At 71.8% G+C, this 23,681-nt stretch carries 26 protein-coding genes and 1 tRNA gene; 8 read left to right on the forward strand and 19 right to left on the reverse strand.

Going from position 1 to position 23,681, the window contains the following annotated elements:
* The first annotated feature begins 118 nt into the window (after window positions 1-118).
* Window positions 119-664, forward strand: coding sequence for a hypothetical protein (locus tag ACQUQF_RS16060; RefSeq protein ID WP_435180110.1), 546 nt, complete (start codon window positions 119-121; stop codon window positions 662-664).
* Between the two features lie 39 nt (window positions 665-703).
* Here ACQUQF_RS16060 and ACQUQF_RS16065 read toward each other — a convergent pair whose 3' ends face one another.
* Window positions 704-1,447: an HAD family hydrolase gene (locus ACQUQF_RS16065; RefSeq protein ID WP_435180111.1), complete on the reverse strand. Its 744-nt coding sequence runs from the start codon at window positions 1,445-1,447 to the stop codon at window positions 704-706.
* A gap of 2 nt (window positions 1,448-1,449) precedes the next feature.
* Window positions 1,450-3,015, reverse strand: coding sequence for a class I adenylate-forming enzyme family protein (locus tag ACQUQF_RS16070; protein ID WP_435180112.1), 1,566 nt, complete (start codon window positions 3,013-3,015; stop codon window positions 1,450-1,452).
* 140 nt (window positions 3,016-3,155) lie between these two features.
* On the opposite strand from ACQUQF_RS16070, the gene ACQUQF_RS16075 reads away from it, so the two are divergent.
* Window positions 3,156-3,935: an SDR family NAD(P)-dependent oxidoreductase gene (locus tag ACQUQF_RS16075; protein WP_435180113.1), complete on the forward strand. Its 780-nt coding sequence runs from the start codon at window positions 3,156-3,158 to the stop codon at window positions 3,933-3,935.
* A 16-nt stretch (window positions 3,936-3,951) separates the two neighbouring features.
* Here ACQUQF_RS16075 and ACQUQF_RS16080 read toward each other — a convergent pair whose 3' ends face one another.
* Entirely contained in the window at window positions 3,952-4,629 is a 678-nt protein-coding gene (locus tag ACQUQF_RS16080) for an ABC transporter permease (protein ID WP_435180114.1), read from the reverse strand.
* Between the two features lie 292 nt (window positions 4,630-4,921).
* On the opposite strand from ACQUQF_RS16080, the gene ACQUQF_RS16085 reads away from it, so the two are divergent.
* A complete protein-coding gene (locus ACQUQF_RS16085; protein ID WP_435180115.1) occupies window positions 4,922-5,656 on the forward strand; it encodes a CPBP family intramembrane glutamic endopeptidase in 735 nt (244 codons plus the stop codon).
* 70 nt (window positions 5,657-5,726) lie between these two features.
* Here the strand turns inward: ACQUQF_RS16085 and ACQUQF_RS16090 are convergent, their stop codons facing one another.
* From ACQUQF_RS16090 to ACQUQF_RS16140, 11 genes are all read right to left on the reverse strand, one after another.
* A complete protein-coding gene (locus ACQUQF_RS16090) occupies window positions 5,727-6,533 on the reverse strand; it encodes a hypothetical protein (RefSeq protein WP_435180116.1) in 807 nt (268 codons plus the stop codon).
* Between the two features lie 188 nt (window positions 6,534-6,721).
* Complete coding sequence (locus ACQUQF_RS16095; protein ID WP_435180117.1) at window positions 6,722-8,209, reverse strand: cobyric acid synthase; 1,488 nt, start codon at window positions 8,207-8,209, stop codon at window positions 6,722-6,724.
* Window positions 8,210-8,240: 31 nt separating this feature from the next.
* Window positions 8,241-8,993 (reverse strand): adenosylcobinamide amidohydrolase, encoded by a 753-nt coding sequence (locus tag ACQUQF_RS16100; protein WP_435180118.1) that lies wholly within the window; start codon window positions 8,991-8,993, stop codon window positions 8,241-8,243.
* A gap of 32 nt (window positions 8,994-9,025) precedes the next feature.
* Window positions 9,026-10,060: an aminotransferase class I/II-fold pyridoxal phosphate-dependent enzyme gene (locus ACQUQF_RS16105; protein ID WP_435180119.1), complete on the reverse strand. Its 1,035-nt coding sequence runs from the start codon at window positions 10,058-10,060 to the stop codon at window positions 9,026-9,028.
* Entirely contained in the window at window positions 10,047-11,105 is a 1,059-nt protein-coding gene (locus tag ACQUQF_RS16110; protein ID WP_435180120.1) for a nicotinate-nucleotide--dimethylbenzimidazole phosphoribosyltransferase, read from the reverse strand. The genes ACQUQF_RS16105 and ACQUQF_RS16110 overlap by 14 nt, the downstream gene beginning before the upstream one ends.
* The gene (locus ACQUQF_RS16115) at window positions 11,102-11,692 is read right to left on the reverse strand and encodes an NTP transferase domain-containing protein (protein WP_435180406.1); all 591 of its coding nucleotides are present in this window, start codon (window positions 11,690-11,692) and stop codon (window positions 11,102-11,104) included. Before ACQUQF_RS16115 ends, ACQUQF_RS16110 begins: the two co-directional genes overlap by 4 nt.
* Window positions 11,692-12,438 (reverse strand): adenosylcobinamide-GDP ribazoletransferase, encoded by a 747-nt coding sequence (cobS, locus tag ACQUQF_RS16120; protein ID WP_435180121.1) that lies wholly within the window; start codon window positions 12,436-12,438, stop codon window positions 11,692-11,694. Before cobS ends, ACQUQF_RS16115 begins: the two co-directional genes overlap by 1 nt.
* A complete protein-coding gene (locus ACQUQF_RS16125; protein ID WP_435180408.1) occupies window positions 12,429-13,547 on the reverse strand; it encodes a CobD/CbiB family cobalamin biosynthesis protein in 1,119 nt (372 codons plus the stop codon). The genes cobS and ACQUQF_RS16125 overlap by 10 nt, the downstream gene beginning before the upstream one ends.
* Window positions 13,544-14,167 (reverse strand): HAD family hydrolase, encoded by a 624-nt coding sequence (locus ACQUQF_RS16130; protein ID WP_435180122.1) that lies wholly within the window; start codon window positions 14,165-14,167, stop codon window positions 13,544-13,546. Before ACQUQF_RS16130 ends, ACQUQF_RS16125 begins: the two co-directional genes overlap by 4 nt.
* 112 nt (window positions 14,168-14,279) lie before the next feature.
* Complete coding sequence (locus tag ACQUQF_RS16135; RefSeq protein WP_435180123.1) at window positions 14,280-15,482, reverse strand: M24 family metallopeptidase; 1,203 nt, start codon at window positions 15,480-15,482, stop codon at window positions 14,280-14,282.
* 182 nt (window positions 15,483-15,664) lie between these two features.
* On the reverse strand, window positions 15,665-16,006 hold the full coding sequence (locus ACQUQF_RS16140; protein WP_435180124.1) for a hypothetical protein: 342 nt from the start codon (window positions 16,004-16,006) through the stop codon (window positions 15,665-15,667).
* Window positions 16,007-16,159: 153 nt separating this feature from the next.
* Between ACQUQF_RS16140 and ACQUQF_RS16145 the strand changes: the two genes are divergently transcribed.
* Window positions 16,160-16,699: a redoxin domain-containing protein gene (locus tag ACQUQF_RS16145; protein ID WP_435180125.1), complete on the forward strand. Its 540-nt coding sequence runs from the start codon at window positions 16,160-16,162 to the stop codon at window positions 16,697-16,699.
* Between the two features lie 13 nt (window positions 16,700-16,712).
* On the opposite strand, the gene ACQUQF_RS16150 is transcribed toward ACQUQF_RS16145, so the two are convergent.
* Window positions 16,713-17,231 (reverse strand): CNNM domain-containing protein, encoded by a 519-nt coding sequence (locus tag ACQUQF_RS16150; protein ID WP_435180126.1) that lies wholly within the window; start codon window positions 17,229-17,231, stop codon window positions 16,713-16,715.
* Between the two features lie 114 nt (window positions 17,232-17,345).
* Here ACQUQF_RS16150 and ACQUQF_RS16155 point away from each other — a divergent pair, with 114 nt between their 5' ends.
* The 4 genes from ACQUQF_RS16155 to ACQUQF_RS16170 all read left to right on the forward strand — a co-directional run bounded on the left by ACQUQF_RS16155 (window position 17,346) and on the right by ACQUQF_RS16170 (window position 21,719).
* Window positions 17,346-19,175 (forward strand): SLC13 family permease, encoded by a 1,830-nt coding sequence (locus tag ACQUQF_RS16155; protein ID WP_435180127.1) that lies wholly within the window; start codon window positions 17,346-17,348, stop codon window positions 19,173-19,175.
* Window positions 19,176-19,314: 139 nt separating this feature from the next.
* On the forward strand, window positions 19,315-20,898 hold the full coding sequence (locus ACQUQF_RS16160; RefSeq protein ID WP_435180128.1) for an ATP-binding protein: 1,584 nt from the start codon (window positions 19,315-19,317) through the stop codon (window positions 20,896-20,898).
* 122 nt (window positions 20,899-21,020) lie between these two features.
* Window positions 21,021-21,341, forward strand: coding sequence for a hypothetical protein (locus ACQUQF_RS16165; RefSeq protein WP_435180129.1), 321 nt, complete (start codon window positions 21,021-21,023; stop codon window positions 21,339-21,341).
* 180 nt (window positions 21,342-21,521) lie between these two features.
* Entirely contained in the window at window positions 21,522-21,719 is a 198-nt protein-coding gene (locus ACQUQF_RS16170; RefSeq protein ID WP_435180130.1) for a hypothetical protein, read from the forward strand.
* Between the two features lie 223 nt (window positions 21,720-21,942).
* Here ACQUQF_RS16170 and ACQUQF_RS16175 read toward each other — a convergent pair whose 3' ends face one another.
* The 4 genes from ACQUQF_RS16175 to ACQUQF_RS16190 form a co-directional block, all read right to left on the reverse strand.
* A complete protein-coding gene (locus ACQUQF_RS16175; protein ID WP_435180131.1) occupies window positions 21,943-22,227 on the reverse strand; it encodes a hypothetical protein in 285 nt (94 codons plus the stop codon).
* Window positions 22,224-22,484: a HalOD1 output domain-containing protein gene (locus ACQUQF_RS16180; RefSeq protein WP_435180132.1), complete on the reverse strand. Its 261-nt coding sequence runs from the start codon at window positions 22,482-22,484 to the stop codon at window positions 22,224-22,226. The genes ACQUQF_RS16175 and ACQUQF_RS16180 overlap by 4 nt, the downstream gene beginning before the upstream one ends.
* Before the next feature lie 138 nt (window positions 22,485-22,622).
* Window positions 22,623-23,108: an Lrp/AsnC family transcriptional regulator gene (locus ACQUQF_RS16185; protein WP_435180133.1), complete on the reverse strand. Its 486-nt coding sequence runs from the start codon at window positions 23,106-23,108 to the stop codon at window positions 22,623-22,625.
* A 392-nt stretch (window positions 23,109-23,500) separates the two neighbouring features.
* Window positions 23,501-23,574, reverse strand: a tRNA-Tyr gene (locus ACQUQF_RS16190).
* Between the last annotated feature and the right edge of the window lie 107 nt (window positions 23,575-23,681).

Below are 23,681 nucleotides of genomic sequence, written 5' to 3' on the forward strand. Positions count from 1 at the left end.
CGCCGTGACGTCACAAGTAGTTTACCCACGAGTAAATTACCCCAGGGTAAATCAGACGCTAATTGAAGCAGTAGTTTACGGAGTAAACCATAACACCGTGCCGCGAGACGGACGCGATATGTCCGAGGAGTCGCCCGTCCCCGACGAGATTCTGGCGAGTGCGAAAGAGCAACTCGACCGCGAGGAGATATCGTTGGCCGACAACGAGGAGATCCTCCACGCGCTGAGCGAACTCGCTCCGGTATACGAGAACGAACGGTCGTACTTCGTCCTGGGGAACTACGACCGGGAGCCGATTCGCCGCCTGAATCTCGTCGTCGACCGCCTGAACCGACGTCCGGACGCGTACGCCTTCCGGATGGTCGACGTCCGCGGCGAGTGGGACAACGGCATTCAGAAGTTCTGTCTCGTAGCCGATATCGTTACGTACGTCGTTGGTGTCGCCGAGAAGGACCCGAGCGATTTTCTCGTCGAGCAGGGCCTGCTCGTCGGCACAGTCGAGTACTTCGCGAAGAGTCACGTCCTCAAGCGGGAGTACGAAGGCGAGGACAACCCGTTCGGCTGGATGCAAGACGGGGTCTTCGACCTGTTCGAGCGGGACGGTCGGCTGTATCGGTGGCGAACTGAGGAGGACCTCGTCGAGGTCACGGACGAACTTCCGTAAGTTCGATCGGCGGCCGGTTTCCGACTCGTTCGTGACAGTTCAGCGGCAGTCGCCGCCATCGACTCCGACGACGTCCAGCACCTCCCGCAGGTCCTCGACCCGGTAGTCGACCGCCGGGCCGGCCGCCGCGCCGTACGCGACGGTCGTCAGGCCGACCTCCTTCGCGCCGGCCATGTCGTGGTCGTACCGGTCGCCGATCATGACCGCCTCCGCGGCGGCGTCCGACGACAGCCCGGCCTCCTCCAGGGCCGTCTCGAACATCGCCGCGTCGGGCTTGGTCCGGCCGACCATCTCAGAGGTGGTTATGGAGTCGAACCGGTCCCGGACGCCGAACTCCGATAGGATGCGCAGGCCCTCCTCGGTGTCGACGTCGCTGACGACGCCGACGTGGCGGTCGGTCTCGGCGAGCCGCTCGACGGTCTCGACCGCGCCGGGTTCCGGCCGGAGCGTCCCCGCCGTCGCGTCCTCGAAGAGCGGTCGCCACTCCGCCTCTGGGATCGGCTCGCCGACGACTGCCTCGACCGCGCGGTGGTAGGCGGTCCGGGCCGACCGGAACTCGGTCCCGTCGCGCGCCCGGAAGTACTCGCCGACCGCGGTCCGCCAGGTCTCGACGGCGTCGGCGAGTTCGATCTCCGCCTCGACCGCCGTCTCGGGCGCCTGTTCCGCGACCACCCGCCGGACGAACTGCTCGTGGGCCTCGCGGACCGAGTCGGGGTCGAGCACGACGCCGCCGATGTCCCAGAACACCGCCCGGTAGCCCGGCGACGGTTCGTCGCCCGGCACGGTCAGCTCTCGTCCTCCTCGCCCTCGACTAGCTTGAACTTCTGGACCTTCCCGCTCGCGGTCCGGGGGAGTTCGTCGACGAACTCCACCTCGCGGGGGTGCTTGTACTCCGCGAGGTTGTCGAGGCAGAACTCGCGGATTTCGTCGGCGGACACGTCGGCGTCCGGGGCAGGCACGATGAATGCCTTGACCGTCTCACCCCGGCGCTCGTCCGGGATGCCGACCACGGCGGCGTCGGCGACCGCCTCGTGCTCGAAGAGGAGTTCCTCGACCTCGCTGGGGTAGACGTTGTACCCCGCGGTGTTGATCATGTGCTTCTTCCGGTCGATGATCTCGTAGTAGTTGTCGTCGTCGCGTCGCGCGACGTCGCCGGTCCGGAAGTACCCCTCCTCCGTGAACGCCGCCTCGTTCGCCTCGGGCAGGTCGTGGTACCCCTTCATCACCTGCGGACCCCGCACCAGCAGTTCGCCCTCCTCGCCCGGCGGGACCTCTTCACCCGATTCGTCGACGATCTTGGCGTCGGTCATCCGGAGGGGCTGGCCGATGGTCCCGAGCTTGTGGCCGAACGTCGACCCCGCGCCGGTGTGGGTCGCGGCGGTCGTCTCGGTGAGGCCGTACCCCTCCCAGGTGTCGACGCCGGCGACCGACTCGAACTCCCGCTGGACCGCGACCGGCATCTTCGCGCCGCCCTGGCCGGTCTCCCGGAGGCTCGACAGGTCGTAGTCGCCGAACGCCTCGTGGTTGACCAGATCGACGTACATCGCGGCGACGCCGATGAACCCGGTGATGCCCTCCTCCTCGATGGTCCGCATGGCGTCCTCGGCGTCCCACTCGGCGGGGTTGCGGAGGTAGACCGCGCCGCCCCGGATCAGCGTCTGCCACGTCGAGTGGACGAAGCCGGTGATGTGGTACAGCGGCAGGACCGCCAGGCTCCGGTCCTCGCCGGGGTCGACGTCGACCAGCTCAAACCCCGAAAACGCCTGGGCCCGGAGGTTCCGGTGGGTGAGCAGCACGCCCTTCGGTTCGCCGGTCGTCCCGCTGGTGTACGGTTGGAGCGCGACATCGTCGCTCTCCCGGTCGACCGTAACTGGTTCACCGTCGACGTCCGCGAACGCCGCGTCTTCCTCGGGGAGGTCGTCGGCGGGGCCCGCCGTGACGACCGCCGGCTCCAGGTCGCTCTCCCGGAGCGCCTCGGTCAGGTGCTCCCGGAGCGCGGCGTGGGTGACGACGACCGACGCCCCGGTGTCCGCGAGCTGGTGGCCGATCTCCCTGGCCTTGTACTGGGGGTTCATCGGCGACGCCACGGCGCCCGCCTTCAGCGTCCCGAGCGCGGCGACGACGTACTCCGGACAGTTCGGCAGGTACAGCAGCACCCGATCGCCGACGCCGGCCCCGAGGTCGGCGAGCCCGCCGGCGAACCGGGCCGACCGGTCTCGCAGTTCCGCGTGGGTGAGCTCGGTCCCCCGCATCTCCAGCGCCAGGTCGTCGGCGTGGCGCTCGGCCGTCTCGTCGTGGAGGCGCGCGACGTTGCCCGACCGCGCGGCCTCGGTGAACGCGGACTCGTCCATGAGTGATAATGACTGCCATTCTAAATGAAGATAACGATTGCAATACCTCGCCCACATTTATTAACGGCGGGCGAGTATTCGGCGTCGTAGTTAACAATGGTAACCAACGTTCCGCAGCGACCGACCGCGGAGGGGTTCGCGTGACGACCGAGCAGTTCAGCGTCGACGGGCGGACCGCCATCGTGACGGGCGCGTCGAGCGGCATCGGCCGGGCCATCGCCGAGCGGTTCGCCGAGGACGGCGCGGACGTCGTGGTCTGCTCGCGCGAGCAGGAGAACGTCGAACCGGTCGCCGAGGGCATCGCGGACAGCGACCGCGAGGGGAGCGCGCTCGCCGTGGAGTGCGACGTGACCGACCGCGCCGCGGTCGAGGCGCTTGTCGACGCCACCGTCGAGGAGTTCGGCGGCGTCGACGTGCTGGTCAACAACGCCGGCGCGAGCTTCATGGCGCCGTTCGCGGACATCAGCGAGAACGGCTGGGAGACCATCGTGGACATCAACCTCCACGGCACCTTCCACTGCACCCAGGTCGCCGGCGAGCGCATGCGCGAGGACGGCGGCGGCGCGGTCATCAACCTCGCCAGCGTCGCGGGCCAGAAGGGCTCGCCCCACATGAGCCACTACGGCGCGGCCAAGGCCGGCGTCATCAACCTCACCTCGACGCTGGCGTTCGAGTGGGCCGGCGACGGCGTCCGGGTCAACTGCATCGCGCCGGGGTTCGTCGCCACGCCGGGCGTCGAGAGCCAGATGGGCGTCAGCGCCGACAACATCGACCGCGCGGAGGTCGAGCGCCGCATCGGCACCTCCGAGGAGATCGCCGACATCGCGCAGTTCCTCGCCAGCGACGCCGCCTCCTACGTCGTCGGCGAGACCATCACCGCGGCGGGCGTCCCCCGCATCATGGAGACCCCCGACGTGTAGCCGACCTCGGAGCGACTCATAGCTGATTCCACAGGTCGCGGACGAACCCCCTCGGGTTCGCAGTGAACCGACAGAGCGTCGGGACGAGGTCGTGTTTGACCCCGCGAACACCGACGATGGCGAGGCCGGCGACCAGCGACACCGCTCCGACGACACCCGGAATCCCGCCGGCGAGGCCGTCGGCCACCTCCGGAGCGACGACCGCAAGGATGCTCGCCGGGACCAGAAACAGAAGTCCGAGTTTCAGGAGCGCGTCCGAGCGTCGCTCCCACCGACTCGGCCGGAACCGGTCGGCGACGGCGGCCTCGGCCTCGCGCCGCCGCTCCGCCAACGTCCGGAGGTCAGCCCCTTCGAGGCTCTCGGTCGAGTCGCCTGCCAGGTCGGTCCGACGGTCGTCCGCGGCCGCGGCGACGTCGTCGCGGTCGATCGCCCGGAGCTCCCGGATGCGCTCGACGGTGAGCGTGGCGTCGGCCAGGATCTCGACGAGGCGCTCGTCGTCGACGTCCTCGAACGCCAGTTCGAACTCCCGGTCGGGGTAGCCGGCGAGCAGTTCGAAGTCGGCGAGGCCGGCCGCGACGCGCGCCCGGATCTTCTGGCGGTCGCGTCGCTGCTTAGCCTGACCCACCTCGGCGAAGTCGCTCCGGATACGCTCGCGCTGGGTCCGGGTCAGCAGCGACGCCGGTTCGTCAGTCATGTCGGGACAATCTTTCGACCACCATATCACTCCTACGACACGTATTGAGAGTCCCGCGTCCGGCGTCCCCTCGTGCACCAGGAGTTGACCCGGTCGGCCCGCGGCGGACCGAGGTATACGGGCGTACCCCAGGAGACAGACGTGCGTACACCCGGACCCGAATAGCACGGTATACGCCCGTACACGGCTGGAAACAGTCGTGAACGGTCCTCCGGCCTTACGGAGGTTGCTTCGGTAGCCCCGGGCGACGATGTCTGCACTCAGAGACTCACTGCCGGGGTTGCCAGCGCGCTTGCAGCGAGGGACGCGACCGCGGGCGCTCGTCAGTGCCCTCGGACTGACCGTCGGCGGGAGCATCGCGTGCTTCGTGCTGTTCCTCACGCTCAGGCCGCTCATCACCGGTCTCTTCGGAGAACCGCTCTCGGACGTCGCGTACGTGTTCCGAAATCGGACCATCCAGTGGGCGTTCGGGCTCTTCGCCGGCGGGTACCTGCTCGCCACGCGGAGTTGGGCCGAGTACGCCCGGTTCCGCCGGCCGACGCTCCGGGACGCGAGTTGGACTCTTATCGGTCTCGTCGGAATCCGGGCGATGACCCGGTTCGAGAAACTGGTGCTGTCGGCGGTCGGCCTCTCGCTCGACCCCCTCAGCAACCCCGTGCCCCGCGACGTCGGCCTCGGGTCGTGGCCGCTCCTCTGGCCGGCCGTGTTCGTCGCGCTCTACCTCGTCCCGGCGATACTGGAGGAACAGTTCTACCGCGGGCTCGTCCAGACCCGGCTCCGGGAGGCCTACTCGCCGGCCGGGGAGGTCGCGCTCGGAGCCGGCTGCTTCGCGCTCTCCCATCAGGTCTGGGTCCTCGGTGCCGGCCCTGAACTGATGGCAACCTACGCGTTCCACATCTTCGCGCAGGGACTGGTGTTCGCCCTCGTCTACCAGCGAACCGACAACCTCCTGACCGCGGCCGCGGTCCACTCGCTCACCTGGGCCGGCGCGTACGGCGCGCTCACCGGCCTGCTGGGACTACCGTAGGACTCGCGGTCCGCCGGTCGACCCGCGTTCGGTCACGCTGCCGGGCGAACGGTTGCTCCGCTGTTCCGACCTACTCTGCGGACCGCCGGCTACCGACGTACCGTATCGTGAGGAACCGCCGGCCGAACACCCACATCTCGTGGCTGGCGACGACGGCGGCGTCCTCGCCGGTCGCGCGGGACGGCGCGTCGTCGCCGAGATCGCTCGCGTCACCCTCCGCCGGCCGGACCCGGAACCGCTGGTCGAGCGGGAGCGCGACGTTCCCCAGCGGCGTCGCCAGGTACAGCCCCTCGTCGCCGTCGGCGGGGCCGCCCAGGGTCGTGAGTTCGACGCCGCCCCTATCGTCGTCCGAGTTCTCGGGCCGGAGCACCGTGCTCAGGTTCGCGCCGGGTAGCGGCACCGCGATGTTGACGTACCGGGTCCCGTCGCGCTCGTGGTGGGCGTAGATAGCCACGAACACGGCCTCGCCCGCGGCGTTCGTCCGGACCCAGGCCCGGGCGCCCGGCCGGGGGTCGGCCGCCGGGTCGACGCGCGCGAACCGGCTCCCGAGTTCCCGGGCGTCCGGCCCGGCGCGGGCGGCCGCCTCGCGGGGACCGGGGAGGTTCAGCTGCTCGACGCGGCTCGTCGGCCCGCTCGCGAGCGCCGCGCCCAGGCGGAACGGGCGGTGCCACCGCACTTCGTAGGCCAGGCGGTAGTCGGCCGTGCGCTCGTAGAAGTCCCGGACCGCGGGGGCGACCGCGCCGGGGTCGAAGTCGGGGCCGGCGTACGCGGACATGTCGTCCATCTCGCCAGCCACCGCGCCGTCGGCGACGATGCCCCGGCGCTCGGGGTAGTTCGGGCCGACGCGCCGACCGGCGGTTAGGGGGCTGAGGGGCACGTCTCGCGCGCGGGCAACCGCGCGACGGAGCGTACCGACGAGAACGGCGAGGACTGCGACGAGCGCAACCGCGGACAGGGCGGCGACGGACTGCGCGCGCCGGGAATCGAGGAGGGACACGATCGGGCTTGGAACTCGGCGACAGTCAGTATTCGGGTCGGGGGCGGTCGCGTCGCCGTGGCCCGAGTTCACTCCCCGGGCAGCAGGTCGGCGAGGTCGAGGTGGTCGGCCACCAGGTCCGCGGCGGCGTCGTAGGGGTCGGCCCGCTCCGACTCGCGGCTCGGCCGCGCGACGCCGGCCGACGCGAAGACGGCGTCGAGGAACCCGTCGCGGGCGACGTCGTTCTCGAAGAGCCCGTGGAGGTAGGTCCCCAGCACGCGGTCGGTCGCGGCGCCCCTGCCGGGAAAGGGTCGGTCGACGGGTTCGACCGGGTCGGTCTCGCCCATGTGGATCTCGTAGCCCGAGACGGTGCCCGTCGCGCCGGAGAGCGGGCCGACCCCGGTCAGCTCGCGCTCGGCGGGCTCGACCCGCTTGTCCGGCGAGAACCGGGTCTCGACCGGGAGCAGGCCGAAGCCGGCGACCTCCTCGCGGTCGCCGGTCCCCTCGACGTCGGCGTTCGTGATGCGCTCGCCGAGCAGTTGGTAGCCCCCGCAGAGGCCGACCACCGGGCCGTCGAACGCGGCCAGGCGCTCGCCGAACCCGGCCTCGCGGAGCGCCAGCAGGTCGTCGACCGTGTTCTTCGTGCCCGGCAGGACCGCCGCGTCGGCGTCGCCGAGTCCGGCGTCGGGCGGGCGGAACGCCACGCGGACGCCGGGCTCGCGGGCCAGGGGTTCGAGGTCGGTGAAGTTCGAGATGCGGGGGAGCCGGGGCACCGCGACGGTGACGGCCGCGTCGTCGGAGACGCCGTCGTCGGCGCCCCTGACCGCCGACTCGCCGGGCGCCGGCAGCGAGACGCTGTCCTCGGCGGGCAGGCCGGGGTCGTCGTGCGGGAGCACGCCCAGGACCGGGACGCCGGTCCGCGATGCGAGTTCGTCCAGGCCGGGGTCGAGCAGGTCGCGGTCGCCCCGGAACTTGGTGACGGCGACGCCGACGACCCGGTCGCGGAGGTCGTCGGGCAGCAGTTCGAGCGTGCCGTAGACGCTGGCGAACATCCCGCCGCGCTCGATGTCGGCGACCAACAGCACGTCGGCGTCGGCGAACCGGGCGGTCTCGACGTTGGCGAGGTCGCGGTCCCGGAGGTTGAGTTCGGCGATCGAGCCCGCGCCCTCGGCGACGACGACGTCGTGCTCGGCCGCGAGTCGCTCGTGAGCCCTGACGGCGGCGGCTCGCGCGCGCTCCCAGTGGTCCTGGTAGTACGACCCGGCCGAGAGGTGACCGACCGCCTCGCCGTCGACGACGAGCTGGCTCTCGCCGTCGCCCCGCGGCTTGAGCAGGACCGGGTTGTGGTCGGTGGTGGGGACGACGCCGGCCGCCTCGGCCTGGACGTACTGGGAGACGCCGATCTCGCCCCAGCCGCCGTCGGGGCTGGCGACCGCCCGGGCGTTGTTGCTCATGTTCTGGGCCTTGTAGGGCGCGACCGAGACGCCGCGGCGCGCGAGCAGGCGGCAGAGGCCCGCCGCGACCGTGCTCTTGCCGACGTGGCTCGCGGTGCCGGCGACGAGGACGGTCCGGGTCATCGGTTTTCAGTAGCGGACGCTGACGCCCCGGTCACGGCTCGAACACCGCCGCGCGCCGGTCGGTCACGGCGCCGTGGTCGGCGTCCGCGACCGACTCGGGAATTTCCTCGTCGGTCCCGCCGTACCGCGAGTCGAGGCCGGCGGTCACGGCCTCCCGGACGCAGGCCCGGGCGCAGGCCCCGACCTCGGTGGCGCTGCCCGAGAAGGCGGCCGGCTCGCCCGCCGGGTCGCAGCCCGCCACCGCGGCGTCGCTGGTCGTGCCCGGAAAACCGGTCTCGGCAAGCAGGGTGGCGGTCTTGGCCTCGACCGCCACCGCGAGCAGGTTGGCCAGCGCGCCGCCGTCGAGCGCCCGGTCGGTCGCGACGATCAGGTTGACGGTGCCTGGGTCTGGCGGCGAGTCGGCGTCGGACCCGCGCAGTGCGGTCGCTCCGTCGCGGCGCTCCGCGTCCGGGTTCACCGGGAGCGCCGCCGGGTTCGAGAGGCCGGCGGTCGCCACCGCCGCGACCGGGCCGAGCCGCGCGCCGCGGGCGTGCCGGAGGTCAACGCCGGTCAACAGTGCCGGGCCGGAGTCGTCGAACCCGGCGGTCTCCAGTCGTTCCGCGAGGTAGGCGTCGAGGTCGGTCCGGTCGAACCCCTCGGGCACCGAGACGTTGTAGGCCGCGTCGGCCTCCCGGCGGCCGCCGGCCCACCCGGTCGACAGCCAGATCGCGCCCTCGCGTCGGACCCGGAGGACGCCGTCGCGGACCTCGGTCTCGAACACCGAGTCGGCTGCTTCATCAGACATAAACGCCGGTCACCTCCGGCACCGCAGTCCCATCAGACATCGGCCAGCACCTCCAGCAGCCGGTCGTTCTCCTCTGGACCGCGGACCGCGACCCGGACGTGGGAGTCGAGCCCTCTGAAGGTCGTGGCGTCCCGGATGGCCACGCCGCGGTCGCGGGCGGCCCGGACGACGACTCCCGGGTCGCGCTCGCCGGTGTCGAGCAGGACGAATGGCGCCGCGGCGGACGAGAGGGGCGGTCCGTCGGGGGCGTAGACCTCGAACTCGTCGGAGAGCGCGTCGACCAGCCGGGCCCGCTCCTCGCGGACCCGTTCGCGGGTCTCGGCGACGAACTCCGACTGGCGCAGGCAGTGCGCGCCGACCCGGGCCGCGGGCGTCCCGAGGCTCCAGGCGCGCCGGGCGGTCGCGAGGTCGTCACCGAGGTCGCCGGTCGCGACCGCGAAGCCGGCACGGAGGCCCGGGAGGCCGAACAGCTTGGTGAGCGAGCGCGCGACCGCGACGCCCTCGGCGCCGGCGAGCGAGGGCCGGTCGGTGAACCCCAGGAACGCCTCGTCGGCGACGAGGAGGCAGTCCGCCTCCCGGCATCGGACCGCGAACGCGGCGATGGCGTCGGGGTCGTAGGCGTCGCCGGTCGGGTTGTTCGGGTTGCAGACCACGGCCGCGGCGTGTTCAGCGGGGTCGGCGTCGAGCAGGTCGTCGTGGGCGACGAACTCGGGCTCGCCGCCCTGGAGCCGGACCTCGCGGGCGTACTCGCCGAAGCTCGGGCACGGGACCAGCACCGAGTCGCCGGGCGAGACCCGGACGGCGAACGCCAGCCGGAGCGCCGCGAGGCCGCCCGGCGTCGGGACCACGTCCGCGGAGTCGCAGTCGACGAAGTCGGCCGCCGCGGCCCGGAACTCGGGGTAGTCGTCGTTCGGGTACGACCGGGCCGCGTCGAGCGCGTCGGCGTAGACCGCCTCGACGTCCGGCGGCGTCCGCGGGTTGGTGTTGGCGCTGAACTCCAGCAGGTCGGGGTCGTCGGTCCCGCCGTGGGGGACGCGGCCGGCCTCCCGGACGCTACCTGGGTCCATCCGCACCTCCGGGCCGGGTTCCGTCCGCGCCTCCGGAGTCCGTCGCGTCGCCCGCCCCCGAGTCGAGCAGGTCGTCGTACACCGCCCGGATGCGGTCGCGGACCCGGGCCATCTCGACTCCCTCGCGGTCGGCGAGCGCGAGCGCGCCGCCCATGCCGACGCCCTCCTTGGCCTCACCGGCGGCGTACCGGGCCATCGCGGGGTGGTCGGCGCCGTCGAAGCCGGGGTCGGTGACCGTCACGTCGAGGTCGAAGTCGACCGCCGCGCCCCGGAGGTCGACCGCGGGGTCGTCGGCGACGAACGAGGTCGTGGCCAGTTCCAGGGGCGCCTCGCAGTCGGCGTGGCGCGCGAGCGCCGCGACCGCCACGAGTTGGGTTCCCCCGGCCAGGGTGACAGTGGTGTCCGACTCGGCGGCGCCGACGACGAACCCCGCGGCGCTCGCCAGTACGGGGTCGCCGACCCGCCGAACTGCGAGCCGGGGGTCGCCGGCCGCGTCGCCCGGGTCGAGGCCGCTCGCCGCCAGCGCGTCGGCGACCGCCTCGCGCTTGCGCTCGACTGGGTTGTCCGGGAGCGACGACGAGACGCCCCGCTCCTCGCCGAGCGCGGTCAGGACGCCCAGCGCGGTGGTGGTGCCGCCGGGAATCGTCTCGGCGACCAGCACTTCGTCGTCCGGAATCCGGCGGCCGAACTCCCGGGCCGCGGCGAACGCCCCCGGCGCGGTCGGCACCGGGTCGGACTCCCGGATGTCGTCGCCGGGTTGGGCGCCCACGGTGACGGTCGGCGCGGCGGTGGGTTCGGCCAGGCCGGCGTCCACGACGGTCGTCGCGAAGTCGGCGCACTCCCGGACCGCGCGGGTCGCGACCGCGGGCGTCGGGCAGCCCGAGGGGCTGACCGGGACGACGGGCGCCCGGACCGGCCGGCCGTACTCGAGGATCTCGGCGTCGGCGCTCGGCGTGTGGGCCATCAGGTCGGGGTCGGCGCCCGCGGCGCTGATGCCGTCGATCTCGGCGGTCCGGGTGGTCCCGGCGAACAGCACCAGCCTCACAGCAACTCCTCCGCGAGGCGGGCGTCCGACAGTCGGTTCACGTTCACTGCGAGTCGCGCGTCGTAGGTCTCGTACATGGTTTCGGTGTCGGTGTCCGCGACGACGTTGACGCCGGTCGGCGCGAGCGCCCGGCCGTCGCCGCCGTCGGGGTCGAAAGCGGTGTCGAGGCTCGCCCCAAGCGCGCGCTTGAGCGCGGCCGGGACGCAGACGGTCATGGAGGGCGGGGCGGCGGTCTCGGCGCCCGAAGCCCGCCGCGCCTCGTAGGCGCCGAGGACCGCGTTCGCGGCGTCGACGTCGAGCAGCGGCAGGTCGGCCGCGACCGTGAGGACGGGGGTCTCGACCGCGTCGAGAGCCGTCCGGAGGTCGTCGACGTAGCCCTCGCCCGGCGTCTCGACGACGGCGAGCGAGTCGCACTCGTCGGCGAACTCCCGGGTCTCGGGCGCGTGCGGCGAGACGACTGCGTGGACGGTCTCGACGTCGCTCCCGGCGAGCGCGTCGGCGACCCTGGCGAGCATCGGTCGGCCGCCGACCTCGAACAGCGGCTTCTCGCGGTCGCTGTCGAGGCGGGTGCCCCGGCCGCCGCACATCACCAGAGCGTCCACGCGACCACCCCCAGGTGGAGGCCCGCGAGCCGGGCGAGCTCGTTCGTCGCGCCGAAGACGTCGCCGTTGACGCCGCCGAGTCGGGTCTCGGCCCACGACAGCAGCGCGAGCGCGACCCCGACCGCCGCGGCGAGCGCGGCGACCGCCGCCGGCCCGAGGAGGGCGACCGGCGCCGCGACCAGCACCGGCGCGACCAGTGCGGCCGGGTCGTTGTCGGTGAACGCCGAGCCCAGACCCTCGAAGGCTGGGTCGCCCAGGCAGGCCAGCGCGGCCATCCCCGCCTTGGCGCCGACCTCCGCGGCGACGGCGATGGTGACGGCGGCGGAGAGGGGCAGTCCCGCGAGCGACAGCGCGGCCAGCGCGAGCCCGACCAGGACGAGGCCGAGCGCCAGCGCGGCGCCGACGCCGACCTCGGTATCCTTCAGCACCGCCCGTCGGTCCTCGGGGTCGCCGTGGACCACCGCAGCGTCGCCGAGGTCGGCCACCCCGTCGGCGTGGTTGACCCCCGTGACCGCGTAGAGCGCCAGCAGGTAGCCGAACGCGGCGGTCGGAGACGGTATCGGGACGAGCGCGGCCGCGGCCAGCGGTGTGGCGGCCAGCGCGCCCACGACCCACCCGGCCAGCGGGAACGCCGCCGGGGTCTCGCTGAAGGCGGTCCAGGCCGCCTCGCTCCGGCCGGTCGGGAGCCGGGTCAGGAAGCCCAGCGCCCCCTTCGTCGCGGTCAGTACCACGCGACCACCTCCGCGGGGACCGGCGGTGCCGGTAGAGTGAGCGCCGGGAGTCCGAGCGCCGACGCGGCCGTCGGCGCGACCCAGCCGACCAGCAGCGCGAGCCCGGCGGCGAGAGCGAACGCCAGCACGCCGGCGAGCGCGACCACCCGGACGCCGGCCCGGGCGGTCTCGACCGACGGCAGCGCTGCCTCGGGGTTGAGGACGTAGACGCCGGGCTTCTCCAGGCGGGCGTCGAGGACCGCCGCCAGCGTGGCCATCGGCCACCCGGAGTTCGGCGAGGGCGGCGCGTCGGCCCACCGCCGGCCCGCCGACAGCGACGCGACGGGGCGGCGCCCGCCGGAGGCGGCGGACCCGGAGCCGGACGGGTCGGCGAGCGAGCGACCGGCGAACCGGCCTCGCCCGCGGGCGAGCGCGGCGAGCGCGAGCAGGACCGCGCTCGCCCGCGCGGGAACCCACATCACGGCGTCGTCGAGGCGGGCGCTGGCCGTCCCGCGGGGCTTGCCGGGGTAGCCCAGCATCGAGTCGAGGGTGTTGACCGCCTTGACCCACGCGGCGGCCCCGGCGCCCAGCGGGAGCGAGACGGGCGCGACGAGGGCGAACGCCAGCAGCGCGGCCACCGCGCCGTCGGCGAGGTTCTCGGCCGCGCTCTCGACCGCGGCGCTCCGGACCTCGCCGGCCGAGAGGGCGGCGGCGTCCCGGCCCGCCAGCGACCGCAGGCGCTCGCGGGCGGTCGGCAGGTCGGCCTCGGTCGCGGCGACCACCTCGGCGGCGGTCGAGACGAGCATCCGGAGGCTGGTCGTCGCGAAGACGACGAGTCCGGCCGCGATGAGGCCGGCGAGGGGGTGGACCCGGGCGGCGACTGCCACCGCGAGCCCGACCGCCGCGGCCGCCAGCAGCGGGACCACCGCGGCGACCGCGGCGCCCGCGAGCCTGGGTCGAGACCACTCCCGGTCGGCGCGGGCGACCAGCGACCCGAGCCACGCGACCGGGTGGAGCTCCTGCGGAGGTTCGGCGACCGCGGCGTCGAGCGCGAGTGCAAGTGCGATTGCAGCCGCGGCCGTCGACCCCGGCGGGAGGTCGCCGATCAGGGGGACCGCCGGCGGCGTCATCGCCGACCCTCCAGCCACGCGGGGAAGTCGGTCAGGGGAACGTCGTCGAGCAGCACCGCCTCGCCGCCGCAGTCCGCGATGCCGCCGTCGGTCCGCGGGTCGTCGCCGACGTGGACGAGGTCGGCGACCGACACCCCGAGCCGGTCGGCGCAGGTCTCGAACGCCCGCGCGTCGGGCTTTCGCCACCCGCAGGCGGCGCTGGTGACGACGGCGTCGAAGGCGTCGCGGTCGAGGTCCGAGCGGATCAGCGCCGTCCGGGCGAGCTGGGGCACCGCGCAGTTCGAGAGGACGGCGACGGGGCCGCGCTCGCTCGCGGCCCGGACCGCCTCGACCGCGCCCTCTCGTGTCTCCACGTCCGGGTCGAAGGCCGCGACGACCGACCGGCGGGCCGCGTTGCCCGGCGCGTCGACGCCTCTGCTGGCGAGGGCGGCGCTGACGTGGGCCGGCAGCGGCACCTCGGCGCCCTCGGGGGCGTCGATGTGGACCTCCCGGTAGGCGTCGGCCCAGTCGTCGGGCACCGGGACGCCGCGCTCGCGGAGCGCCGCGGCCACCGCCTCCGCGGGGTCGGCCGGGCGGTCGGCCGCGACCAGCGTGCCGAAGAGGTCGAACGATACTGCCACTACGTCAGTATTAGTGCAAGCTGACTTGAATCGGTCGGAGACGGGTCGGCGGTCGGCCGGGTCGCGGGGCGGCCGGGTCACGGGCGGCCGGGTCGCACCGGAGTCGAGGGGGTCAGTCCGCCCGGATGACGTTCGATTCGAGGTCCCGCGGGTAGTAGGTCAGCATCTCGGTACCGTCCTCGGTGACAGCCACGGTGTCCGAGTGGCGGTAGCCGTACTCGTCGGTGTAGATGCCGGGTTCGATGGTGTAGACGTGGCCGGGCTCCATCTCGGCGTCGCCCGCCTCGCGGCCGTCTCGCGCCTCGCAGTGGTCGGTCCACCCGCGGTCGATGTACGGGGGTTCGTGGGCGCCGAGCCCGATGTTGTGGCCGACGTGGTGGCGGGCGAGGTCGGCGACGCCCTGCTCGGCGAAGAAGTCCCACACCTGCTCGTCGACGTAGGCCAGCTCGACGCCCGGCCCCAGGGCGTCGATGGCGACGGTCTGGGCCTCCAGCATCAGCTCGAAGTAGTGGGCCTGCTCGTCGGTGGGCTCGCCCAGGAACATCGTGCGCTCGAGCTCCGAGAAGTAGCCGTCGACGTTGGCGGTCGCGCCCGTGACCAGCACGTCGCCCTCCCGCAGGCGGCGGTTGGCGGTGTGGCCGTGGGGCAGGGCGGTCTGCTCGCCGGTGATGAACCCCGCGGTCGCGGGGCCGTCGCCCCGGGTGCGCGGGACGTACTCGTCGCCCAGCGCGTCGAGCATCGCCCGGGACGCCTCCAGCGAGGCCCGCTGGCTCACGGTCGCGGGGTGCTCGCCGACCTCGGTGTAGTCGGCGAGGTAGCGGTGGGCGAGGTTGGCCCACCGGGCGGACTCCCGGACGAGGTCGACCTCGGTGTCGGACTTGGCCCACCGCATCCGGTCGACCCAGGCCTGGGTCTCGACGTCGACGAAGTTCGAGAGCGGCGGCCCCTCGTAGCCCATCACGCCCGGCGCGCCGTCGGCGTCGGCCGCGACCGACTCGGCGCCGAGGTCCGACAGCATCCGGGCGGCGGTCTCGACGGGCTTCCCGGCGGGGTAGTCGAAGTAGTGGCGGACGTCGTCGATGCGCGGATTGGCCTCCACGCGCTCGACTTCCAGGCGCGGGACGGTGACGGCGACCCGGTCGGGGGTCACCGCCAGGACCACCGGTCGCTCGGTCTGGATGTGGTCGAACCCGGTCAGGTACTCGATGCTGGTCGCGCCGAACCAGACCCCCGCGTCCGCGCCGGCCTCGGCGATGCGGTCGCGGACGGCGGCGAGTCGGTCCCGGAACTCGGCGTCGGGTACGCGCGTCGGCATGGGCCGAACCACGCAACCCGGGCGGTTAAGTATTGACGTGCCGGCGACCCGTCAGGTGATTCGGCGTCGGGACGTCCGATTCGTCCGGCGTGGGGCGTCCGATCCGTCCGGCGTGGGGGCGCCCGATTCGTCCGGCGTCGGCGCTCGATCCGTCCGGCCTCGGAGCGTCCGACTCGACTCCGTCAGTTCCGGTTCAGTCCGAGCCCCACCCGGAGCAGGATCGCGTACACCGCGGTACCGAACCGGAAGAACAGTCCGAAGACGACCGCGAACAGCAGGCTCAGGCCGACCGCCGCGGCGGCCTCGCCGGCGGCGCCGGACCCGGCGCCGGCCACCTCGACCGCGACCGTCGCCAGCGCCAGCAGCGCGCCGACCCCGCCCGCGACGTAGGCGGCCAGCGAGAGCCCGAGGCCGAGCCGCGGGGCCAGGAACTCGGTGGTCGCGCCGAGGTCTCGCGCCAGCCCCCCGTAGAAACCGATCAGCGCCACGAGGACCAGCGCGTCGCCGACCAGTGACGTCACCATGCCAGGCGCGTTCTCGGCAGGGTGCCATAAAAGGGCCGGACCGCCCGTCCGGCTCGCTCCGACCGCGCGACCGGCCTCGTACCGTGCCGCGGCCGCCGCGTCCACCCGCCGTCTGACGTACCTTTATGCCGACATCGTGAGTGACAGCGAACGATGGGCGACTCCGACGGTCCCGAAGTCGGCTCGCGAGCCCCCGAGTTCACCGCACCGCTGGCGGCACCCGACGGGTCGGTGACCGAGGCGTCGCTGTCGTCGCTGGTCGCGGACGGCGCGGTCCTGCTGGTGTTCCAGCCGACCGACTTCGACCTGGAGACGTTCGCCGAGCGCCGCGCGGTCGGCAAGTACGACTGGTTCGCGGCCGACGACCGGGTCCGGGTGGTCGGGGTCAACCGCGCGAGGCCCCGGACCAACCGGGAGTTCGTCGACTACCTCGGCGTGACCTACCCGTTCTGCTCGGACCGCGACCTCTCGATAGCCCGGTCCTACGGCGTGACCTACCGGGCGTTCGGGGTCGCGCCCCGGGCGCGCCGGGCCTGCTTCGTCGTGGACGACGACCGCGCGGTCCGGTACCGGTGGGTCGCCGACCGGGCCGGGTCGGGCGGCGGACACCCGGACCTCCGGGACCTCTACGAGGTGCTGACCGACGTGCTGGGCCGGCCGGAGCCCGAGCGGTTCGGTCTCGCGAGAGGGTGACGCGGTTCCGCGCTCAGTCGTCGAGGTACGGCTCCTCGATGTCGGCGTCGCCGCCGAGGCGGCGACTCGCGCTGCGGGTGACGGCGTCGAACAGCGACACGAGCGGGCGGAGGAGGCGTCCGACCAGCGTTACCGGGCGGGCCACCCTGAGCGCCCACGCCTCGTTGTTACCGAGCCCGTACGACTTCGGCACGATCTCGCCGAACACGAGCACGACCGAGGTGACGACGACCGTCGCGGCGGTCACGGCCACTCCCGGCGGGAGCGCGTCCACGAGCAGGACCGTGACGACGCTCGAGAGCGCGACGTTCACGAGGTTGTTCCCGACCAGGAGCGTCACCAGCAACCGGTGGGGGTCCTCGCGCAGCGCGTCGAGGTGGACGGCCCGACGGTCGCCGGCGGCCGCGCGCTCGGCCGGCCATCCGGCGGGGAGCGAGAAGATGGCGGTCTCGCTGCTGGAGAAGAAGGCGCTCAGCGCGAGCAACGAGACGACGGCGGCGACGGCGGCCAGCGACGTGGTCAGTTCGGGCATCGTCTTCCGACCACGGCGCTCGCGCAAAAAAACCGCGGGTCTTCACCGGCGGGCCGTCCCGAGGGAGCGACGCCACCGCAACGCTGACGTGACCGTTCTCCGATACTCCTGACGATGCTGCAGGGCTCTCCGGCGCCGACCGCCGACGTGCTCGTGGTCTTCGGCATCGCGGCGGTCGCGGTGGCGCTGTTCGTCACCGAGGCCATCCCGTCGGACACGACCGCGCTGGCGGTGCTGGTCTCGCTGGTGGTGCTGCGGGGGTTCACCCGCGTCTCGCCCGAGGACGCGATCTCGGGGTTCGCCAGCCCCGCGACCGTCACCATCGTCGCGATGTACATCCTGAGCGCCGGGGTCGAGGAGACCGGGGTGGTCGAGCGCCTCGAGGTCGCGGTCGCCGGGTTCGCCCGCGGCGACAGGAACCGGCTGCTGGCCGCCACGGTCGGCATCACGGGCCCGCTGGCCGGCGTGGTCAACAACACGCCGGTGGTCGCGCTGTTCATCCCGATGGTGACGGACCTGGCCGACCGGACCCACGCCTCGCCGTCGAAGCTGCTGATCCCGCTGTCGTACGCCGCGATGCTCGGCGGGACGCTGACGCTGGTCGGCACCGCGACCAACCTCGTGGCGAGCTCGCTCGCGGCCGACCTCGGGGTGGCGGGCGCGCCGTTCTCGATGTTCCAGTTCACCCCGCTGGGCGTCGTGGTGCTGGTCGTCGGGACGCTGTACCTGCTGACGGTGGGCCAGTGGCTGCTGCCCGCCCGGATCGCGCCCCACGACCTGACCGAGGAGTTCGGGCTCCGCGGCCGGCTCGCCCGGGTGTACGTCCGGCCGTCGTCGCCGCTCGTGGGCCGGACGGTCGCCGAGGCCCGCACCGAGGACTGCAAGATACTCCAGATCGTCCGGGGCGAGGAGACGCTCGTGGCCTCCAGGACCGACCGGACGGTCGAGGCCGGCGACGTGCTGACCGTCCGGGCCGACGAGGAGGCGGTCGGGGCGTTCGTCGAGGCGTGCGACCTCCGGCGGCTCCCGCGGGCCGAGGTCACCGAGGAGGAGCTCGCGCTCGGCGAGGGCCGGGACACGCTCGCGGAGGTCATCGTCCCGGCGGGCTCCGGACTCGTCGGACTGGCGGTCGGCGAGACGAAGCTGGGCGAGCGGTACGACGCGACGGTGCTGGCGGTCCGGCGCGGGGAGACCCTGGTCGTCGAGGACGTCGCCGAGGCGGTGCTCGCGGAGGGCGACGGCCTGCTGGTTCACGCGACCCAGGTCGGGCTCGACCACCTCCAGGAGTCGGGCGACCTGCTGGTCACCGAGGCGGTCGGCGGCGGACCGGACGTCGAACCCGAGCCCATCGACCGCGGGCGGGCCGCGCTCGCGGTGGGCATCGTCGTCGGCGTCATCGCGGTCGCGGCCGCCGACCTGCTACCTATCTCCATCGCCGCGCTCGGCGGCGTGGTGGCGATGGTGGTCGGCGACGTCGTCCGGCCGGCCGACGCCTACGACGCGGTGAACTGGGAGGTCGTCTTCCTGCTGGCGGGGGTCATCCCGCTCGGCCTCGCGATGGAGCGGACCGGGGCCGCCGGGCTGCTCGCGGCCCACGTGACCGCGGCCTCGGCGGCCCTGCCCGCGATAGCGACGCTGGCGCTGTTCTACCTCCTGACCGGACTGCTGGCCAACCTCGTCACGCCGGTCGCCAGCGTCGCGCTGGTGCTGCCCGTCGCGGTCGGCACCGCGGGCGAGGTGGGCGCGAGCGCCTTCGCGTTCTCGCTTGCGGTCACGTTCGCGGCCTCCACGGCGTTCATGACGCCGATGGGCTACCAGACCAACCTGATGGTGTACAGTCCGGGCGGCTACCGCTTCACCGACTACGTGCGCGTGGGCGCGCCGCTCCAGTTGCTGCTGACGGTGGTGACGACGCTCGGTATCGCGGTCATCTGGGGCGTGTAGGGCGAATCGGCGGACTCGCACGACGTCCGACCGGCGCTTCGGACCGCCTTCGGGTGTCTCGGCGGGGTCGACTTCCGGAGAGACCCGAAGCGATACCCGGATACTTATATAATAGTCGAGAAACGTGCGAACTGCTACCATGAACGTTCCGTCGGCGTCGTTCCCGCGAAGCGTCACCCTGGGCGGCCTCACCGTCGCCGGTATCGGGTTCCTCCTCACCAGGTTCACCGTGACGCTGGCCGCCTACGAGGAGCCGACGGCGTTCTACCTCGCGGGCCTGCTCCCGCTGGTGCTCGGCCTCCTCCTGGCGACGTTCGGCGTGGCGCTGGTCGTCGGCCCGTTCGACCCGGCCTTCGTCCGGCGCACCGCGATCTGGTGTCTGGTCGGGACCGGGGCGATGTCGGTCCTCGTCGCGCTCACGCTGCTCGGATCGAACCCCGACGGGGTCGGCGGCGTCGGGGCGACCCTCTCGGAGGCGTACCTCTCGAACTTCCTCATCGGTGGGGCCGTCGGCGGGACGCTGACCGGCGTGTACGCCGCCCGGAACGAGCGCCAGCGCGGCGAGCTCCGGTGGCAGGCCAACCGGCTCGTGACGCTGAACCGCATCCTACGTCACGAGGTGCTCAACTCGGTCACCGCCATCTCGGGGTACGCCGACGTCGTCGCCGACAGGGACGGCCGCGCCGACGGCGACGACCGACCGGTCGAGGTCATCCGGCGGCGCTCGGACCACATCGTCGACACCATCGAGGACGTGCAGCACCTGACCGAGTCGGCGCGGTCGGCGGAGTCCGAACTGGTCGCGGTCGACCTGGTCGAGCGCCTCGAACGCAGCGTCGAATCGGTCCGGGAACGCCACCCGGACGCCGAGTACGTCCTCCACGGGGTCGCCGGACCGGTGCCGGTGTGGGCCAACTCGCAACTGGAGCGGCTCTTCGAGCACCTGCTGGACAACGCGGTCGAGCACAACGACGCCGAGACGCCCCGGGTGGCGGTGAGCGTCGACACAGCCGGCCGGAACGCCGTGGTCCGGGTGACCGACGACGGACCCGGACTGCCCGACCGGGAGCGGTCGATCCTGGAGGACGGCGCGGTCGCCGAGCACGACGATCCGGCGAGCGGGTTCGGTCTCAACGTCGTCCGACTGCTCGTCGAGCGGTTCCGGGGCGCCGTCTCGACCAGCGTCTCGGACGCGGGAACGACCGTCGCGGTGTCGCTGGTCCGCGCGAGCGAGCCGGCGCTCCCGACCGCCGCCCCGTCGACGGGCCGGACGTACGGCGTCGCGACCTCGCGGCTCTCGGTGGCGGTCGGCGCCGCGCTCGTCGCCGGCGTCGCGATGGGCGCGTTCAGCCAGGCGATCGCGAGCGTCATCCCCGTCATCGGGGCGCTGTACGGCGTCGCCCACCCGGTCGTCGGGTGGACGACCCACGAGTTCCACAGCGTCGTGTTCGGGATGGTGTTCGCGGGCCTGCTCACCGTCGGACCGGGGAGCCGGGTCGACGGGGCGGGCGGCCACGTCCTCGCGGGAGCGGCGTGGGGAGCGTTCCTCTGGGCGGTCGCCGCGGGCGTCGTCATGCCCGTCTGGCTCCGGCTCGTCGGGATTCCGGCGCCGGTTCCGAACCTCGGCGCGACGGCGCTGGCGAGCCACCTCGTCTGGGGCGTCTCGCTCGGCGGTCTCTACTACGCGGGCGCCGAGTGGCTGGACGCCCGGGCCGGCGACTGACGGAGCGATCCGCGGATCCGCGGCTGTCGATCGGACCCCCTCGTTGTCGGGGTTCTCGCTGTCGAGCGAGTCGGACCGCGGGGCCGTGCCAATTATTACCACGTGCGTGGTAGCCGGAGCGCATGCTCGTCAACCTCGAACAGTACCAGCACGACGACGCCGACGACGCGGTCAGGTCGGGCGGCGACGTGGACCCGGACCGCGACGCCGACGACTACTTCGGCACCGACGACCTCGACGCCGAGGAGTGGGAGCGCGTGACCGAGGACGGCGAGACGCTGCTGCGGCGCTCGATGACGCTGGAGGAGGTGACGGCCGTCTCGGTGCCCCGGGAGCAGACCCACGAGGACCTGCCGGGCGTGACCGTCCAGATCCGGAAGGGCGGCGAGGAGGAGTACGTCGACAACGCCAGGATCGTCGAGGTCCAGGACCCCGACCCCTGAGCCGCCGAACTCCGCGGACCCGGCGTCGCTCGGGAGACGAGGTCCGAATCGGGGCGCGATGGATTCCGTCGGAACGGACCCGGACGCAGAGAAAGATGCAGGCCGAAGCGGACTGACGCGGTCGGGAAGAACTAACAAGCGCGGTCGCCTACGCTGAACCGACGGGGTGCTCGGGAACGAATGGCGAACGACTTCGCGACCGTCTACCTGACCGTCCTGTTCCTCAACTTCCTCTACCTGGTCGGTCTGCTCTTCGGCGGCATCTGGTACACGAACCGGGTGACGGTGCAGTGCCCGCGCTGCGGCATCAAGTACGCGAAGTACCGGGTCGGGAACCACGAGTGCCCGCCGTCGCTGGTCGGCGACGCCGACAGTTAGTCGGGGGCGAAGTGTCGACGCAGGAGGGCCACGCGGAAGTGATTCTCGCACAGGCGCGTCTCGCGGGCGAAATCCGGGCAAGAGACTGAATCGCGCCTGAGCCGGGGCGAGCTCGGTGGCGAGATATCCGAATCCCAGATCTCGTCTGCTTCTCCCTCCAGAGGGCCCAACGAGGACCAGGGGGAAGTCCGCGTTTGGACCCCTCGACTTCCCTGAGAATGGCCTACTGAGCCTCGATTCGCCAGTAGATGTACTGCTGTACGAACGGCGGGAAGTTGTCGTGACCGCACTCCGGGCAATCGAACCCCGTAACTTCGTCGACACCGACCGGGAACGCGTACCCACAGTCGTTGTGACAGTCGGTCCCGCCGAACGCCAGAGCGAACACGTCTTCGAGTTCGGTCCGATGGTCTGCGAGGTGAGTCCGTGCGTCGTCCTTCACCGCATCAGCGACATCGTTCTCGATGACGGTATCACAGAAGGTGCAGTCGAACGAGTACCCAGTCATTCCCCACCATCCACTTCGTCGATATCGATTCTCTCACCGCTCTCGACCCGAATCCGATACCCCTCGTAGGTGAACGCAACGAGTCCATCGGCGTCACGAGGCGTTCCACCGTTACGGGAGGCAAAGAGGGCATCCAAGGCATCCAAATCAACGACCTCGTCGAGGGGAGGTTGCAGTTCCACCGGGTCCACGTCCTTCCGGTGGGACACCTTCGAGACGATTCGCTCGGTAAGGGTGCGTGCATCAAACTCGGACATCTGGCAGTAGGTTAGAACACCAAAGCAAAAAATCAAGGGGAATTCACCTTTTCTGTCCCTCGTATCAGATATATCTGCTGTACCGTTTTTCCTTGGGGTACTACTCCAGCAGAACTGAACGCGACGAGTTACTTCTGATCACTCCTGATCATCGCCGTCAACGATGGACGTTCCGAAGTCGTTGAAGGGCTGTTGGACCTGTTCCTTCAGCACGTCCGACCGTACGATCTCGAGTCCCATATTGCGGAGGCGTTCCGCCGTGTCAGTCAATTGTTGAGTATCTGTTCCGACGACCTCGATGTGGAGGTTCTCCTGACCGGCGAGCAGCTCGCGGACGGCGACGACGCCTTCCTGTTCGAGAACGTCGTGGCAGATATTCTCGGGGGCACCCGATGCGGTGCAGGTAAACAGGACCCGAAGCGGATACCCGGCCTTCTCGTAGTCGAGTTGCGGGATGTAGCGTTTGATAACGCCTTCATCCTGCATACGAGTGAGGCGATTCCGCACCGTACTTGCGGCAATGTCTAACTGTTCGGCCATGTCGGTACTGGTGCTGTTTCGGGCATCTTGCTGGAGATAGTAGAGGATGCCTTTGTCGATCTCGTCCAGCTCGTAAGTATCCATACCCGGATTACTGCTCACTCCAGTAAAAGACCGTTTCCATAGCAGTTTCCCGCCTCGAGACGCATTCCCGACACAGCCGGTGGACAGCCGCTTCGAGAACCTCCATTCCGTAACGTGAAGTCGACCGTCGCACATCCCTTCCGACGGTCCAGACCCACCACGGAGTTGACGCAGGCGGTCTACGTCCGGTCCGACAGCCTCCGTACCCATCCCCTCCGGGGGACGAGCGCGGGACCGAGAGAGTGCGAAGCCAGAACCATCTGACTGTTGTCGGTCCCGCCGGAACCTACGCGGAGAGTTCATCGAACTACCCGGTCGACTCGCTGGGCGGGTGGGTGTAAACGCCGAGAACCCGTCGCGGTCGCTCGAACGCGAATCGACCGCAGGAGAAGTCCGCCCTCCCCGATTTGAACGGGGGACAAGTCGATCTACAGTCGACTGCTCTACCAGTCTGAGCTAAGGGCGGGCACGCAGTTTCACGTAGGAGCCCTGCCGGACTTAAGGGTTATTATTCACCGGTGGCGACCACCGGCGCCGAGCCTGTCTGGGCCGACCAGAATTCGCTCGAATGCG

The organism is Halorussus sp. AFM4 (assembly GCF_051194995.1).
GTDB lineage: Archaea > Halobacteriota > Halobacteria > Halobacteriales > Haladaptataceae > Halorussus.

Coding starts and splice junctions, on each gene's coding strand:
- ACQUQF_RS16060 (WP_435180110.1), top strand. CDS start 119: ATGTCCGAGGAGTCGCCCGTCCCCGACGAGATTCTGGCGAGTGCGAAA.
- ACQUQF_RS16070 (WP_435180112.1), bottom strand. CDS start 3,015: ATGGACGAGTCCGCGTTCACCGAGGCCGCGCGGTCGGGCAACGTCGCG.
- ACQUQF_RS16080 (WP_435180114.1), bottom strand. CDS start 4,629: ATGACTGACGAACCGGCGTCGCTGCTGACCCGGACCCAGCGCGAGCGT.
- ACQUQF_RS16095 (WP_435180117.1), bottom strand. CDS start 8,209: ATGACCCGGACCGTCCTCGTCGCCGGCACCGCGAGCCACGTCGGCAAG.
- ACQUQF_RS16100 (WP_435180118.1), bottom strand. CDS start 8,993: ATGTCTGATGAAGCAGCCGACTCGGTGTTCGAGACCGAGGTCCGCGAC.
- ACQUQF_RS16105 (WP_435180119.1), bottom strand. CDS start 10,060: ATGGACCCAGGTAGCGTCCGGGAGGCCGGCCGCGTCCCCCACGGCGGG.
- ACQUQF_RS16115 (WP_435180406.1), bottom strand. CDS start 11,692: ATGTGCGGCGGCCGGGGCACCCGCCTCGACAGCGACCGCGAGAAGCCG.
- ACQUQF_RS16125 (WP_435180408.1), bottom strand. CDS start 13,547: ATGACGCCGCCGGCGGTCCCCCTGATCGGCGACCTCCCGCCGGGGTCG.
- ACQUQF_RS16135 (WP_435180123.1), bottom strand. CDS start 15,482: ATGCCGACGCGCGTACCCGACGCCGAGTTCCGGGACCGACTCGCCGCC.
- ACQUQF_RS16140 (WP_435180124.1), bottom strand. CDS start 16,006: ATGGTGACGTCACTGGTCGGCGACGCGCTGGTCCTCGTGGCGCTGATC.
- ACQUQF_RS16145 (WP_435180125.1), top strand. CDS start 16,160: ATGGGCGACTCCGACGGTCCCGAAGTCGGCTCGCGAGCCCCCGAGTTC.
- ACQUQF_RS16150 (WP_435180126.1), bottom strand. CDS start 17,231: ATGCCCGAACTGACCACGTCGCTGGCCGCCGTCGCCGCCGTCGTCTCG.
- ACQUQF_RS16155 (WP_435180127.1), top strand. CDS start 17,346: ATGCTGCAGGGCTCTCCGGCGCCGACCGCCGACGTGCTCGTGGTCTTC.
- ACQUQF_RS16160 (WP_435180128.1), top strand. CDS start 19,315: ATGAACGTTCCGTCGGCGTCGTTCCCGCGAAGCGTCACCCTGGGCGGC.
- ACQUQF_RS16165 (WP_435180129.1), top strand. CDS start 21,021: ATGCTCGTCAACCTCGAACAGTACCAGCACGACGACGCCGACGACGCG.
- ACQUQF_RS16170 (WP_435180130.1), top strand. CDS start 21,522: ATGGCGAACGACTTCGCGACCGTCTACCTGACCGTCCTGTTCCTCAAC.
- ACQUQF_RS16175 (WP_435180131.1), bottom strand. CDS start 22,227: ATGACTGGGTACTCGTTCGACTGCACCTTCTGTGATACCGTCATCGAG.
- ACQUQF_RS16180 (WP_435180132.1), bottom strand. CDS start 22,484: ATGTCCGAGTTTGATGCACGCACCCTTACCGAGCGAATCGTCTCGAAG.
- ACQUQF_RS16185 (WP_435180133.1), bottom strand. CDS start 23,108: ATGGATACTTACGAGCTGGACGAGATCGACAAAGGCATCCTCTACTAT.